Below are 15,139 nucleotides of genomic sequence, written 5' to 3' on the forward strand. Positions count from 1 at the left end.
TGACCATTGCCGCTGAACCCTCTACGTTATTAACTAACAATCGTTATTGTGCCGCGGATCACATCAAGCGGCCAGTGAGATGTACATCCGCACGTGCCCTCAACCTCCTGGAGGGTGGGGCTCGGAACATTGGAGAACGCAGAAGATGCATGGGAGATACCGCCCACAGGCGGTTGCTTTCGCTCTATTGATGCTCGCAGCCATGTTGAGTGCGTGTAGTTCGAGCAGTGGTCAGCAGAGCGATGAAGGGGTGTTCAAGTATGGACTCCCCATGGCGGCATCAGGAATCCACTTGGATACTGCCAAGTCGAGGGGTGAAGACGAGGTTGTCTACTACAAACTCTTCTACGGCACCCTGCTGCGCCAGTCCAGAGACGGCGTCTTCACGCCGTGGATGGCCAAGGGCGTAGAAGTAATCGATCCTCACACAGTGAAGATCGCCTTGAGGGAGGGCGTCCGTTTCAGCGACGGCGCGGCTTTCGACGCGGAGGCGGTAAGAACCAGTCTCCTGCGCGCGCGCAGTCCGCTGACCCCGACCGCCCAGGCCGTTCTCGCGCCAGGCCTCAGGCAGGTAGATGTCGTGGAGGTGATCGATCCACTTACGGCTGTTGTGAAGTTGAGCCAACCTCTTGCCGGGCAGTTCTACGTCGAACTGTCGAGCGTCGCCGGCGCAATCATGTCGCCCAAGCAGATCGCTGCCAACCCCGACCAGATCGATACGATGCCCGTCGGCGCCGGCCCCTTCTCTGTCACGGAGAACAAGCCTGGTCAGCGCCTTTCGGTGCGAAAGAACCCGGACTACTGGGACGCCGACAACGTGCACTTGGCGGGAGTCGACATCATTAACACTCCGACTGGACCGCAGCACGCAAATGGCCTACTTTCCGGGAAACTGGACTGGGCGAGTTACGTCTCGGTCAATAGCGCGGAGGCCATTGACGCGAACGACAAGTTTGCGACCGAGATTTCTAATGTTTACAACATCTATCTGAACATGTGTACGGCGGAATCGCCGTTCAACAACGAGAAATTTCGCCAAGCTGTCCAGGTCGGAATCGACCGTGAAAGGTTCTCGAAACTCGTCTATGGTGGCCTTGCGGAGCCAGCCTACAGTCTGTTGCCCGAGGACAGTGCTGCCTTCGACCCGGATTTAAAGAAGTCGATTGAGTATGACCCCGAGCGCTCGAAGCAACTCGTAGCCGAGTCAGGCGTTACCGCCCCCATCAGCTTGCACTACCCGGCGACGCTCAACTTTGGGGTGGAGTCCGAGACCCTTCAGGCGCAATTTGCGAGACTCGGTGTACACGTCGATATTACGAGCGACCGTGATGTGATGGCGGGATTCATCGTTCCCAAGAAACCTGGAGCGCTGTTGTCCTTCTATTCCGGAAGTCGAACATTTCGTCAGTTCGACACGTACTTCGGCCCCGGATCCCCAATGGCTCTGTGTGGAGTCGACCGCCCGGACATCATGGAAGCGGTCCGTACGGCGGCAAGCGTCACACCGGGCGACCCAACGGCAATTGCGTCGTACCAAGCTGCGGCCAAACTGATTGCCGAGAGCGCTTACCTGATCCCGGTCGTGACCTATCCCAACGTTCAGGGTTGGAACACTGATCGCGTGGAAGGTAATCCCACCTTTGACGCGTTCGGGTTGTTGAATATCGACTCCCTCCATATCAAGAAGTAGCCAATGCCTATTCCAATTGTCGGCGGGATCGGTCGACATCCGTCATCAACGGAAGGTTCGTGACGCGTGCTCCAGATGATTGTAAAGCGCCTTCTAACATCGATACCGCTGCTATTCGTCATGTCGGTTCTGGTATTCAGCATGATCGCCCTAGTTCCCGGGGATGCCGCGACAACGATTGCCGGTGGAGGCAATGCCTCTCCGCAAGTAGTGCAGCAGATTCGGGAAGAACTGAATCTAGACGAGCCCTTCTTCGTGCAGTACGCAACCTGGCTCAAGAGTGCGGTGCAGTTCGACTTCGGTGAATCCCTGTATTCTCAGCGTCCGGTGGCTGACGAACTCCTGGAACGTCTTCCTGTCACTCTGAGCCTTGCGCTTGCCGTCTTCGCGATTGTCATCCCGCTAGCGCTGGTACTCGGCATCGTCGGCGGACTGCGTCCGGGCGGCCTTGGCGACCGCGGCATGATGTTCGGAACCAGCGTCGTAGTCTCCATGCCACCATTCTGGATTGGAATGGTGCTGATCTCAGTCTTCTCGGTGAGCCTCGGGTGGTTACCCCCTTACGGTTACACAGCGTTCGCAGATGACCCAGCGGGCTGGGCTCGGTCGATCATCCTGCCCGCGGTAGCACTCGCGGCGGCAGGTGTTGCCATGCTGTCCCGTCAGTTGCGGGCCGGCCTCGCGGACACGATGCAGTCGGCATACGTGCGAACAGCGTGGGCGAAGGGCGGGGATACGCGTCGCGTCGTTGTCGGTCACGCGTTGAAGAACTCTGCAATTCCCGCAGCGACCGTACTGGGCCTCATGGTCGGTAGCATCTTGGGCTCGACTGTCATCGTTGAGCAGATCTTCAATATCCCGGGTATCGGCTCCTACATGATCGCCGCTGTGAGCAGCAAAGATGTTCCGGTGATCCAGGCGACGGCCCTGCTCTTCGTAGTTGCTCACATTATTGCGAATCTGATGGTCGACATCTCGTACGGATACCTCAATCCGAAGGTGAGGGCGGCATGATGGGGCGAACCCAGAAAACACGCAGCAACAGTGTCTTTCGGCAGGCCGCGCGACGATATCGGCGGGACAAGGTCGCAATGGGTGCTTTGGTTGTACTTATCCTGATCGTCGGTGCCGCCGTCTTTGCTAGCGTCCTGGCACCGTATGACCCTCGAGAACAATTGGACGTGGAGCCTTTTGCGGGCCCGTCAATGGCGCACTGGCTGGGAACAGACCAACTTGGTCGCGACGTCCTGAGCCGGATCCTCGCCGGCGCACGTGTAAGTCTGATGTTCAGCGTCCAGGTCGTACTCGCGGCGGTGCTGGTAGCCCTCCCACTGGGGCTCGTCGCCGGATATGTCGGGGGAAAGATTGATTCGCTCTTGATGCGTGTCATGGACGGCCTTCTTAGCCTGCCCGCGTTGGTGCTCGCTATCACGATCGTCAGTATGCTGGGACCGAATCTTCTCAACGCCGGCATAGCCATGGCGGTGACCCTTGTTCCCGGATTTACACGGCTGATCAGAGGGCAGACACTCGCAATTCGTGAGGAAGTGTTTATCGACGTATCCCGCTCGATCGGCACCTCGACAAGGGTGATAATCGCGCGGCATCTGTTCCCCAACGTGTTGTCGCCGCTCATCGTGCAGGTCTCCATCTCCTTTGGCTTCGCCGTACTGATGGAGGCCGGGTTGAGCTTCCTGGGACTGGGCGTGCAGCCACCGACCGCCAGTTGGGGCGGCATGCTGAGTCGCGCGAATGACACAATGCTCAGCCACCCGTGGAGCGTGGTGGCTCCTGGACTCGCGATCATCCTCACTGTCGTTGCTTTCAACCAGGTAGGTGAAGGCATGCGATCCGCGCTGAACGTCTCGACGCCAGCGAAGCGATCCGGACGCTTGGGTCTGACGAAGGTTCAACGCCGGTCTGAACCCTCGGCCGCCGCCCATGACGAGAAGCTTCTCGCGATTGAGGGCCTAGCAGTCGAGGTCGACACAGAGAAGGGACCGGTCCAGATCCTGGACGACGTGTCGTTCTCCATCGCACGAGGTGAGGCGCTCGGTCTTGTTGGTGAGAGTGGATCAGGAAAAACCGTCACGTCCCTCTCAATTATGCGGCTACTGCCCTCGCCACCGGCGCGAGTCATTGGAGGCTCAATCCGGTTCGAAGGCAAGGACTTGCTGTCATTGAGCTTCGCCGACATGGCCGCATTGCGCGGCAGTGGCATCGCCATGATCTTCCAGGATCCCATGTCGAGTCTGAATCCGGCGATGACGGTCGCTGATCAGATCTCGCAAGTAGTGCGCTGGCACGAGGGATTGACACAACGTGAAGCAACGGCACGGATGCTCGAAACCCTGGAACTGGTTGGCATCCCGAAGCGGCGGGCATCGTCCTATCCCCACGAGTTCTCTGGCGGAATGCGGCAGCGGGCGATGATCGCCATGGCGCTAGTCGGTCGCCCAAGACTGCTGATCGCCGATGAACCAACGACCGCTCTCGACGTTACCGTTCAGGCACAGATCCTCGAACTTCTGCGGGATCTACGCGCTGAACTAGGAATGTCGATGTTGTTCGTCAGTCACGATCTCGGCGTGGTGGCCGACACCTGTGACCGGATCGCCGTTATGTATGCCGGGCAGGTCGTCGAGCAGGGCACTGTTCGCGAAGTCTTCTACCGGCCAAGTCACCCATATACGAGAGGGCTACTGCAGGCGATGCCGCAGTCGGCGACGCCACGGTCACCGCTTTATGTCATCCCTGGCCAGGTGCCACAACTCGCCGAGTTGGAGGAAGGGTGTCGATTCGCGTCCCGCTGTGAATTCGTCCAGCCGGAATGTAACAGTGCCATTCCGATGCTGAACGCGGGATCGAACCATCTAGCTCGCTGCGTGCGCAGTGACGAACTGACAAGGATGGGTGTCAAATGACCCTCGCTGCTCCTCAGACATCGACGAACACGCCGTTGATCGAGTTGAAAGGCGTTTCGAAGACCTTCCCGGTACGACAAGGCTTGTTGCAGCGTGTACGAGCTCATGTTCATGCAGTGTCCGACATAAGTCTTCAGATCTATAGCGGTGAGTCTGTCGGACTCGTTGGTGAGTCGGGCTCGGGGAAATCGACACTCGGACGCCTCGCCATGCGACTCCTGGACCCCAGCTCTGGCACAGTGCATTTCGAAGGCACCGACGTAACAAATCTGCACGGGTCGGGACTCCGGACTATGCGCGCCGGAGTCCAGACAGTGTTTCAAGACCCGTTCGGCGCCTTTAACCCGCTCCTGCCGTTGCGCACCAGCGTCAGTGAGCCGTTACAGGTGCACCGAGGATTGAGCAAGGGTGACTGTTTGGAGCGGTTGCGGGAACTGATACCGCTTGTCGGCTTGTCTCTTTCGCATCTTGAGCGCTACCCTCGCGAGCTGTCGGGTGGCCAGCTGCAGCGTATGGCGATCGCCCGTGCCCTGGCGGTCGAGCCCCGTCTTCTTGTTCTCGACGAACCGATCTCTGCACTCGACGTCTCCACGCAGGCGCAAGTGATCAACCTTCTGGAAGAACTTCAACGCAAACTCGGCGTAGCTTATCTGCTCATTGCTCACAACCCTGCCCTCGTCCGGCATGCGAGTGACCGCATCGCAGTCATGTATCTCGGAGAGGTGGTCGAGATTGGCGACGCGGGCGACGTCTATGACCACCCGAGGCACCCATACACGCAGGCGTTATTGTCAGCTGTCACCGTTCCGGACCCCGACGCTCAACGTACGAGGCAACGAATAATCTTGCAAGGCGACATCCCGAACCCTGCTGATCCTCCTCCAGGCTGTCGATTCCATACTCGCTGCCCATACACGATGGACATCTGCCGAATCGAGCCACCACCGCAGTATCCGCTCGCGAACAAGGGGGCTGTCCGATGCCATCTACATACAGTGGGGGCACTGGAAGGTCGTCCGGTCGCTGAACTCGGAATGCCCACGGTGGTGACGTCGGCGTAGCGGAAGAACTCTGTACGGATCGACCGGGTGGTTGTTGAATCGAACCTTTCCGCGGTCGAGGGTTATCGAACAACATCACGGAACCGGCCGGCCAGTAGCGCACCTCACGCGGTCGCGGCGCTCATGGTGGTCGCCAAGCCCCCACGATCCGGCCGGCGCCTGGCCCAGTGCCGCGACAAGGTGAGGGACAACCCGTTGAGGGAAAGACGGGAACGGTGCGGGACCCGTGAAGCGCAGTGCGAACAGTAGAGTAGACGGGAGGGACGCTTTGGACGTGCGCCATCTCCGCTATTTCGTTGCGGTAGCCGAGGCTGGGAGCATCGCAGCCGCGTCCGAGTATCTCGGCCTCGCGGCGAGTCCGCTCTCAAGGAGGATTCGTGATCTTGAGACGCACATGGGCGGAGCGCTTTTCATCCGTCAACCCCGTGGTCTGCAGCTGAGCCCCTTAGGGAAGCGGTTGTTGCCAACAGCGCGACGGGTGATCGCCGAGTTTGAGGCAGTAGAGCGTCTTCGAGCACGATCACCGACCCGGCGGCTCGTCCGTGTCGGCCTGGTCCCTGGCATTCCCGCACGGCTGTCATCGGCAATCTACGCTGCGCTCGAGCTGTCGCAACCAGATTGCGATGTGGATTTTCGGCCCGGGACATCGCCAACTCAATACGACCTTGTGCGCAGGGGCTTCCTCGATCTTGCAACGGTGCGCCGCTTCGAGTCTGATGAACGACTGAGTAGCCTTCACCTATTGAACGAGGAACACATTCCTCTTGGGCCGATTGATTCACAACGCGCCCTTGCTCATTCATCGTCGCGCCCGCCGCTGGCCGGATGGACCTTCGTGTGTTCGCATGATCCGGATTTTAGCGAGGAGCTGATGCGGTTTTTGCAAAGCCAGGAAGTCAATGACGTCAAGATCGTTCCCGGCGCCGACGTGCATGCCGTGGCGGCTATGGTGCAGGCACCCCAAATGTTCACAATGGGCCGTCCGGGTGACGTCGTCGAGGGTCTGGTCCCGCTGAAGAATTCCGAAAATGTGCGCGTGTCAACACGACTCGTGTGGCGGAAGGACCGAACAGACCTCATTGACGTGGTCCTAGCGATCGAGGCTGCAATCACCGCGAATCCTCCGTCATACTTGCCGGACCCATATGGTCCGGCAAGGTCACCAAACTGATCATGGTCCTCCGCTATCCGGCTGCCTAGTATTGCGCTTAATCAACGCAAGAGGAGTTCAAAGATGGCCATTGACGTCTCAGAAATCAAACAGGGCGAAGGCTTTCGGCCCGCGCATCGACTTAAGCGTCTATTCGCGCCGAGAAGTGTCGCTCTCATCGGAGCCAGCGATAGGTCCAACTGGTCAAAACCCATCCATCATGCCCTAACGGTGTACGGATTCACCGGACAGCTCTACTACGTGAATCCTCGAGGCGGAACCGCGCATGGCCAGAAGCTGTGGACCTCCCTCTCGGCCCTACCCGAAGTCCCCGACCTCGTATTCGTCATGGTGCCGGCACACGCGGTGCCGGGCATCGTCGCGGAAGCAGCCGCACTCGGCGTCGGTGCGGTCGAGGTGCTGTCATCGGGCTTTTCCGAGGAGGGGCCGGAAGGGGCAGCGCTCCAGGAGCGCCTCGCCACGGTGTCGCGGGAGTCGGACATACCCGTGCTCGGACCCAACAACCTCGGATTCGTCAATGTGCACGAGCGGATCGGGTTGTTTCCCATGGCGGAGTCAGAGCCGCTTCCAGCGGGATCTGTGGCGATGGTCTCACAGAGTGGGAACCTGGCCAGTCAGGTACAGACTCTCGCGCGCACCTTCGACGTTGGACTTTCCTTTGTCGTGAGCACAGGCAACGAGGTGGATGTCACAGTCGGGGATGTGATCGACTACCTCGTCGACGACGAATCGACGGCAGCTATCGGTGTGTTTCTGGAGATGGTTCGACACCCCGAGCGGTTCCTCGCTGCCTGCCGGCGCGCGCGGCAGGCGGGAAAGCTCGTCGTCGTCCTCAAGGCTGGACGCAGCGAAGCTGCAGCACGGTCAGCGCTCGCCCACACCGGGTCGCTCGTCGGAGACGACGCCATCATTGGTGCCGCGCTCGAGGCAGCGGGCGCAGTTCGCGTCGATACCCTGGAGGATCTCGTTGCTGTTGCAGATGTTTTCACGCGCATCGGTGAGATTCCCGGAACTCGAGTCGGCCTCGTTTCCATCTCCGGCGGAGCTGGAGACATCGCCAGCGACCTCGCCGAGCAGCTCGGCCTCACCCTGCCCGACTTGTCCAGTGCGACGAAAGAAGTACTGACAGATATCCTTCCCTCGTACGGAACACCCCAGAATCCCCTGGACATGACAGGTCTCGTTGTCCCAAAGCCGGAGATCTTCGGCCAGGGAGTTGCTGCGGTCGCGTCAGACGAGAGCATCGACGTGGTCATCGCCGTTACGGAGGCCGAGCACACCGCGGCAGATCTCAACGACGGGATGCTTGCCGGGCTGCTTGTAGCCGCCAACTCCGCTCCTCGACCCACCCTCCTCGCAACCACAACCGTGCGCCCTGTCGCACCGTCCACCGCGGGCCTTCGCGCTGAAGGAGCGACCCCGGGCGTCTCGTACGGTCTCGATCGCGTTCTCACATCGATCTCGGCTATCGCAGACTGGACGAAGGGGGAGGGCACATTACGAGAGGAGAACGCGCGGCACCTGGAGTTTAGCGACATCGGGCCCTCCCAGGGCACATGGTCTGAACGACGCTCGCGTGAGCTTCTCGAGAGGGCTGGGGTGCCTGTCGTTCCCGTCGTGTTCGTCCGCCCCGGAGAGGAACTGCCGACTCAGCCCGAAGGGCTGTATGCAATCAAAATCGTTTCGGACGAGATCCTTCACAAGTCGGAAGTCGGTGGCGTGAAACTGAACATCGATGCCGCCGACCTCCCGGCCGCTGTCCGTGAGATTCTTGACACAGTTGCAGCAAATGCGCCCGGAGTGAACCTTGAGGGTGTGCTCGTAAGCCCGATGCGCTCTGGCGGTGTGGAGCTGCTGGTCGGCGCTGTACGCGATCCCGATTGGGGTTGCGTGCTTGCTGTTGCCCTCGGCGGAATCTGGACCGAAGTGCTCGCCGATGTGCAACGGATCGCGCTGCCAGCCGATGCGGGCTCCATTCGTCGCGCCATTGAGCGACTTCGAGGTTTCCCATTGCTTGACGGTGCGCGCGGATCGGTCCCGGCCGATCTCAATTCCCTGGTTTCTATCGTGTCAGCCGTGGGTGAACTCGCCGTTGCGCTGGGACCGAATCTCGCAGCGCTGGAAGTAAACCCGCTGCGCGTCGACGGCACAACGATCGAGGCGCTCGACGCAGCTGTCATCTGGAACGACTGACGTCCTCGATCGCACCTGATCTCTAGAACTAACGAGAGTCGCGCAAAAGCAAAACAGGCGGCCGCGCCCGTCAGCACGATCAACCGATGCCTTCTTTCGACGGGATCGGCCACCGGCCAACTTCCTTGCGTGGAGCCGGCCGGTGGCCGGGCGTCGGAGTCGCTCTGGCTGCCGTCAGCGCTCCCACAGGCTCCGACCGCCGGATCGGTGACCTCCGAACACTCAGAAAGGCTCGCAATGCCTGACATTCATCCGCAAACCCCCATCTTGGTCGGGGTCGGGCAGATCATTGACCGGCTCGGTGAGGACAGCTATCAGGCGTTTTCGGCAGTCGACCTCGCCGCGCAGGCGACAGGACAGGCACTGGAGGACACTCAGACCGATGGGGCGGCCTTGCGGGCAATGGTGGACACAGTTGCCGGCGTTCGGCAATCCGAGATGACGATACCCGGTGCTACGGCACCGCTCGGCAGATCGGACAACTTTCCGAGGTCCGTTGCCGCGCGACTCGCGATGAATCCGAAACGTGCGATCTTGGAAGTCGGAGGGGGCCACAGTCCACAGCACCTCGTTACCGAACTGGCCGCCGACATTGCTGCAGGCCGCAGTCGAGTCGCAATTGCGTTCGGATCGGACGCGATCTCGACGACGCGCTGGTTCGCGAACAAGGAGACCCGCCCCAACTTCACAGAGCATGTTGAGGGTGACCTCGAAGACCGGGGATACGGCCTGGCCGGCCAAATGAGCATGGAGGCAGCGAATCACGGGCTCACCGACGCGCCAAGCCTATTCGCGCTATTCGAGAACGCCCGCCGCGCCCGACTGGGGCTGTCACGAGCTGAGTACGCCGACGAGATCGGACGTCTGTTCGCCCCGTTCACTCAAGTTGCTGCAAGTAATCCCTACGCGTCGACTCCGGTCGCACGCAGCGCGAATGAACTCACCACGCAAACAGAAGCCAACCGGCCGATCGCGGAACCGTACCTGCGCTACGTAGTCGCACGAGACCAAGTGAATCAAGGCGCCGCGGTCATACTCACCTCGGTGGAAGCAGCTAGAGAACTCGGCATCCCCGAACACACGTGGATCTACATCCACGGCCACGCGACCTGCCGGGAGCGGCCCCTGCTTGATCACGAAGACTTCGGCGTAGCCCCGGCCGCGCAGCTCGCGACTCGGCGCGCACTCGACATGGCCGGACTGACTCCCGACGATGTCGCGACCTGGGATTTCTACAGTTGTTTCCCCGTTCCCGTATTCAATGCGGCTGTCGATGGATTGGGCCTCTCGACCGACGACCCCCGTAGACTCACCGTCACCGGGGGACTGCCATTCTTCGGAGGCGCCGGGAACAACTACTCGATGCACGCGATTGCGGAGACCGTCCAACGACTACGTCAATGCCCTGGGTCATACGGATTCGTGGGTGCGAACGGCGGCGTCATGAGCAAGTACTCCACGGCGGTGTATTCGACAGCACCGACTGAGTGGGTGCCCGACGAGTCGGCAGAGCTCCAGGCCGTTATCGACGCGCAACCCGCCGTATCGCAAGTGACGAGAGCAGAGGGGTGGGCCACAGTCGAGACCTACACCGTCAAGCATGGTCGAGACGGAGGTAGGACCGGCATTGTGATCGGACGCCTCGAGCGGACCGGTGAGCGTTTCATCGCACAGGCGATCGAATCCGACGAACAGGCGTTGGCCATTCTCGATCTAGAACAACCGGTCGGACAGCGGATTTGGATCACAAACACAGGGCCTGGTAACAGATTCACTGTCAGCCCGGATCGCGCCGCTGAGCTGTGCCCGGCGAGATCGCCCGCCCTTCGAGCGGCCTATGAACACCTTCGCGTAGAACGTGAGGGGCATCTGCTGATCGTGACGATCGATCGACCTGATGTAAAGAACGCACTCATCCCCCCAGCGCATGAAGAGCTGGCCGAGGTCTTCGACGCATATCTTGCAGACGACGACCTGTGGGTCGCAATAATCACTGGCGCCGGCGATTCATTCTGTGCCGGAAACGATCTGTCCTACGCTGCTACAGGGGGACAAACCTACCTACCCAGGTCGGGATTCGCGGGACTGACCAGCCGCGAGGGGATAAACAAACCTGTCATTGCGGCCGTCAACGGCCCCGCAGTCGGAGGCGGCTTCGAAGCAGCGCTGGCATGTCACCTTGTCGTGGCCGACGAGACCGCTCACTTTGCCCTCAGCGAAGTCAAAGTCGGGCTCATCGCCACAGCCGGCGGGATCGTCCGGCTGCCTCGAGTCATCCCTGAGAAGGTGGCAACGGAGCTTCTCGTGACGGGCCGCACTATCACCGCGAATGAGCTGGCTAGGATTGGAGTTGTGAATCGCCTTGCATCTGCAGGAGGGGCTGTGTCCGCGGCGCGAGATCTCGCGGACGAGATAATGCGGGCATCTCCGAGCTCGGTTCGCCTCACCCTCGAACTCATGAACGAAACCCAAGGCATATCGGATGTCGCGGAGGCAATCGGGAAGCGAACCTCTGTATTCGATGATCTGATGGTTACCGAGGATGCGGCCGAAGGTATGTGTGCGTTCGCAGAGAAGCGGACTCCTATCTGGCGAAATCGATGAGCCACTCACTTGGTTTGGAGCATGTCACCACGGAATCGCTGAAGTGTCGACCGACCGAGGGCCGAATTGGCTTCCTGTCCGGGTGCGTCGGACACCGCTTGGGCACGGTAGGCGTCCCGTGGAGTGGTGGGGTTTGGGGCTGAGCGGCGCGGGCTCCGACGTAGAGAGGGCCATCGGCGGGATCTTCGGTATGTACGGTCAAGCACGCATCGAACAAAGAGGCCCACCGATGGCCCTGTCCCAGTCTGCCCTGTCCGAGCTACTCGACGCACTCCGCACCGGAGACGGCGTGAATCTGATCCGTGAATCGGTCCGGATGGTCATGCAAGAACTGATCGAAACCGAAGCCACCGAACAGATCGGCGCCGGCCGCTATGAACGCACCGAGGCACGCACGACCGAACGCAACGGGGCCAGGTCCCGGCTGGTGGCCACCCAAGCCGGCGACGTCCAATTGCGGATCCCGAAACTGCGCAAGGGCTCGTTCTACCCCTCGATCCTCGAATCCCGCCGACGGATCGACCAGGCACTGTATGCGGTGGTGATGGAGGCCTACGTACACGGAGTTTCCACCCGCAGCGTGGACGACCTCGTAGCGGCTCTGGGAATCGATTCGGGTATTTTCCAAGTCCGAGGTGTCGCGGATCTGCGCGGGCCGGGGCGAGGTCGTCGGCGCATTTCGCACCCGCTCGCTCGACCACACCGCGTTTCCTTACGTCTACCTCGACGCAACGTACCTGCACGTACGCGGGCAGCTCTTCGCAGGGTGACCTCGATGGCAGTCGTGGTCGCCACGGGGATCACCGCCGAGGGTGCGCGTGAGGGTCGCCCCCACAAGCGGGTGGTACCCCCAGGCCTCGATGTCGGGGACAGTGAGGACGAGGTATCCTGGTGTGGCTTCCTCGCTTCGCTGAAGAAACGCGGCCTGTCCGGTGTCCGACTGGTCATCAGCGATCAGCATGCCCGGCCTGGTCGCGGCTTTGCGGCGCTCGTTCCAGGGTTCGGGGCACCAGCGGTGTCGAGTGCATTTCGCGCGAAACCTGTTGGTGACCAACCCAAGTCGCACTGTGACATGGACGTCGCCGTGTTTCGCACGATCTTCGCCAGCCCGATCCCGCCACCGCGGCCTCCACGTGGGACGAGGTCCGTGATCAGTTGGCCGGCCGGTTCCCGAAGATCGGTCCTCTGATGGACCAGGCCAAGGCAGAGGTCTCGGCGTTCAGCACATTTCCGCGGGCGCATTGGTCGAAGATCTGGTCGACCAATCCGTTGGAGCGGGCAAACAAGGAGATCAATCGCAGAGCCCGCGTCGTGGGCATATTCCCGAACGAGGCGGCCGTGATCCGACTCGTCGGTGCGGCCCTGGCCGACATGCACGACGAGTGGCAGTCCGGCGAGCGCCGCTACCTCTCCGAGGGGTCGATTGAGGTTCCCCCCGAACGGTGGACAAGGGGGTTGCGTGCCTCAGGCGACTCCCACCTGAAGCAACTTCTCGTAGCTGTCGGGACTGTGCATCCCCACCGTAGAGTTCCGTCGAACAGTGTTGTAGAAGACAATCCAGTTGTCAACGCCAGCAACGAGATCAGCCTTCGTTGCATAGACGTGCCGATTTATGGGTACCGATCCGGTGGATTAGCCGGTCAACAGGCAAATCCCGGTCGCACCCATCGACCGACGCAACCCGTGCTGCACACACGACGCCGCGGTCAGGTGGGCAGTGTATTCCCCACCCCGGTCCGAATGCAGGATCGTCTCGCGACACCGCCCACCGCGCGTGGCCACGGCTCGATCGATGGCGGTGGTGACCATCTCGGCGCTGATGTGATTAGCAATGCTGTATCCCAACACCTTCCGTGAATGACCGTCCCGAATCGCACACAAGAACATGTCCCCCTCACCGCACGTGAGGTAGACATCCCACGCGGGTCAGGTGTCAAGCAGCCACCGGCTTCGGCCCAGAATTGAGGTCGGGCCAGGCGGCGTGGTCGTCCCAGGGTTCGTTGTGTTGCAGGCACCACCACATGCGCCCGAGGAGCTTGTTGGCGAGGTTGCGCAGCGCGGCGTTGTGATGGTCGCCGGCGGCTCGTCGCTTGTCGTAGTGGGCACGTGCACCCGCTGATTTGGTGAGGGTGACGAACGCCCACCAGTGGCAGGCGTCCCCGAGTCGCTTGTTGCGGACCTTGCGCGCCTTGACGTAGTGCGATCGGCCCGAGGCTCGGGTGATCGGCGCGGTACCGGCGAACGCGCGCAACCCGTTTGCCGTCGCGAACCGTTCAGGATCGTCGCCGATCTCGGCCAGGACCCGGGCGGCGAGAATCGGACCAAGTCCCGGAGCCGACCGCAGGATCGGCGCGAGGGGGTGGCTGTCGAATTCGCGACCCAGCGCGTCCTCGAGGCTGTCCACGGACTGCTGCATCGAGGCGATGACGGCGAGCAGACCGGTGACCGCGTGACCGAGTGCCTCCTCGACCTGCGGCAGCTGCCCGAGCGCGGGCGTCTTCAGCTCCCGCACGATCCGCTCGACCAGGTTCGGGTCGTTGCGCCGGCCACAGCGTTGCAGCACCGTCACAACTTTGCGGCGGGTCAGGGCGCGACCCGATGCCGGGGTGGGCGCCACGGAGAGCATCGCGACCGCGGCGCGGTGCTTCAAATTCGGAAATGCTTGCAGTGCAGCAGGATAAAACTCCAGCAACACAGAGCGTAGTCGGCTGATGGTCTGATGCAGCGCCCAGATCGCCTCCTGGTGCTGACGTGCGAGGGCCTTGATCGCCCGGCCGTGTTCGCTGATCGCCGGCATCGGACGGTGCATCGCTCGGTCGGTGCGCAGAATGTTCGCCAGGATCGCGGCGTCACCCGGATCGGACTTGCCGCCGGCCTGTCCGTGGCGTTCGCGGTAGCGGGCCACCGCACGGGGGTTGATCGGGTAGACGGTGAATCCTGCTTCCATCAGCGCCACGACGAGCAGATTCTTGTCGGTCTCGATCGCGATAGGGGTGGTGCCCGGTGCGCCTCCGCTCTCGGCGATTACCTCCAGCAGTGCGGTCAATCCCGCTGTGCCGGTGTCGATGCGTTTCCGGGCGATGACGGTGCCGTTCTCGTCGACCAGGGCGACATCGTGATGCACTTCGGCCCAATCGATCCCGCAGTTGATGCTCATGTGCGACCTCCTGTCCAGCGGCGTATTCTGTTGTGAGCTCCGGGGGTTGTGCGGCGACCTAATGGAAAGCGCTCTTTGGCGCGGCATCTCACAAGCCGATCACGTGCCCCAGCGACTGGCAGGGTCACCGTCTACCTTCAGACCTCTCACACAGTCGGATGCCCTCACAGCAGTGATCACCTTCCAGCGGCTCACTGCTCAGACTGCGCCTGGATCGGTAATATCTCAGGGACCTCCCGCCAGTCGCCTTGTGCGTGTCGGATCGTTTGGTCCGACTCACCCATTAGGTGATGTCGGTAAACCAGACCGCATCGAGCCGGCCCCGATCGAAGTGCCGCT

9 protein-coding genes and 1 pseudogene are annotated in these 15,139 nt (G+C 61.4%); 8 read left to right on the top strand and 2 right to left on the bottom strand.

Annotated elements, in window-relative coordinates:
- Window positions 1-292 precede the first annotated feature (292 nt).
- The 8 genes and pseudogenes from P3H15_RS45635 to P3H15_RS45675 form a co-directional block, all read left to right on the top strand.
- The gene (locus P3H15_RS45635; protein ID WP_276143350.1) at window positions 293-1,690 is read left to right on the top strand and encodes an ABC transporter substrate-binding protein; all 1,398 of its coding nucleotides are present in this window, start codon (window positions 293-295) and stop codon (window positions 1,688-1,690) included.
- Window positions 1,691-1,765: 75 nt separating this feature from the next.
- On the top strand, window positions 1,766-2,704 hold the full coding sequence (locus tag P3H15_RS45640) for an ABC transporter permease (protein ID WP_276143356.1): 939 nt from the start codon (window positions 1,766-1,768) through the stop codon (window positions 2,702-2,704).
- The gene (locus P3H15_RS55620) at window positions 2,701-4,614 is read left to right on the top strand and encodes a dipeptide/oligopeptide/nickel ABC transporter permease/ATP-binding protein (protein WP_346348856.1); all 1,914 of its coding nucleotides are present in this window, start codon (window positions 2,701-2,703) and stop codon (window positions 4,612-4,614) included. Before P3H15_RS45640 ends, P3H15_RS55620 begins: the two co-directional genes overlap by 4 nt.
- Window positions 4,611-5,675, top strand: coding sequence for an ABC transporter ATP-binding protein (locus P3H15_RS45655; protein ID WP_276143351.1), 1,065 nt, complete (start codon window positions 4,611-4,613; stop codon window positions 5,673-5,675). The genes P3H15_RS55620 and P3H15_RS45655 overlap by 4 nt, the downstream gene beginning before the upstream one ends.
- Before the next feature lie 274 nt (window positions 5,676-5,949).
- Window positions 5,950-6,846 carry a LysR family transcriptional regulator gene (locus P3H15_RS45660; protein ID WP_276143352.1) on the top strand — a complete coding sequence of 299 codons (897 nt, stop codon included), beginning with the start codon at window positions 5,950-5,952 and terminating at the stop codon, window positions 6,844-6,846.
- Window positions 6,847-6,909: 63 nt separating this feature from the next.
- Entirely contained in the window at window positions 6,910-9,039 is a 2,130-nt protein-coding gene (locus P3H15_RS45665) for an acetate--CoA ligase family protein (RefSeq protein WP_276143353.1), read from the top strand.
- Window positions 9,040-9,246: 207 nt separating this feature from the next.
- Window positions 9,247-11,643 carry an acetyl-CoA acetyltransferase gene (locus tag P3H15_RS45670; RefSeq protein ID WP_346348857.1) on the top strand — a complete coding sequence of 799 codons (2,397 nt, stop codon included), beginning with the start codon at window positions 9,247-9,249 and terminating at the stop codon, window positions 11,641-11,643.
- 229 nt (window positions 11,644-11,872) lie between these two features.
- A pseudogene (locus P3H15_RS45675) lies at window positions 11,873-13,074 on the top strand (IS256 family transposase); the annotation flags it as partial.
- A gap of 201 nt (window positions 13,075-13,275) precedes the next feature.
- Here P3H15_RS45675 and P3H15_RS55930 read toward each other — a convergent pair.
- Window positions 13,276-13,530, bottom strand: coding sequence for a DDE-type integrase/transposase/recombinase (locus P3H15_RS55930; RefSeq protein WP_369426231.1), 255 nt, complete (start codon window positions 13,528-13,530; stop codon window positions 13,276-13,278).
- 46 nt (window positions 13,531-13,576) lie between these two features.
- Window positions 13,577-14,800 (bottom strand): IS110 family transposase, encoded by a 1,224-nt coding sequence (locus P3H15_RS45680; RefSeq protein ID WP_276143354.1) that lies wholly within the window; start codon window positions 14,798-14,800, stop codon window positions 13,577-13,579.
- Window positions 14,801-15,139 lie beyond the last annotated feature (339 nt).

This window comes from Rhodococcus sp. T2V, from assembly GCF_029269925.1.
GTDB classification, from domain to species: Bacteria; Actinomycetota; Actinomycetes; order Mycobacteriales; family Mycobacteriaceae; genus Rhodococcus_F; species Rhodococcus_F koreensis.

Excerpts from the sequence above, each read along its gene's own strand:
- P3H15_RS45680 (WP_276143354.1), bottom strand. The coding sequence starts at position 14,800 with ATGAGCATCAACTGCGGGATCGATTGGGCCGAAGTGCATCACGATGTC.
- P3H15_RS55620 (WP_346348856.1), top strand. The coding sequence starts at position 2,701 with ATGATGGGGCGAACCCAGAAAACACGCAGCAACAGTGTCTTTCGGCAG.
- P3H15_RS45640 (WP_276143356.1), top strand. The coding sequence starts at position 1,766 with ATGATTGTAAAGCGCCTTCTAACATCGATACCGCTGCTATTCGTCATG.
- P3H15_RS45665 (WP_276143353.1), top strand. The coding sequence starts at position 6,910 with ATGGCCATTGACGTCTCAGAAATCAAACAGGGCGAAGGCTTTCGGCCC.
- P3H15_RS45655 (WP_276143351.1), top strand. The coding sequence starts at position 4,611 with ATGACCCTCGCTGCTCCTCAGACATCGACGAACACGCCGTTGATCGAG.
- P3H15_RS55930 (WP_369426231.1), bottom strand. The coding sequence starts at position 13,530 with ATGTTCTTGTGTGCGATTCGGGACGGTCATTCACGGAAGGTGTTGGGA.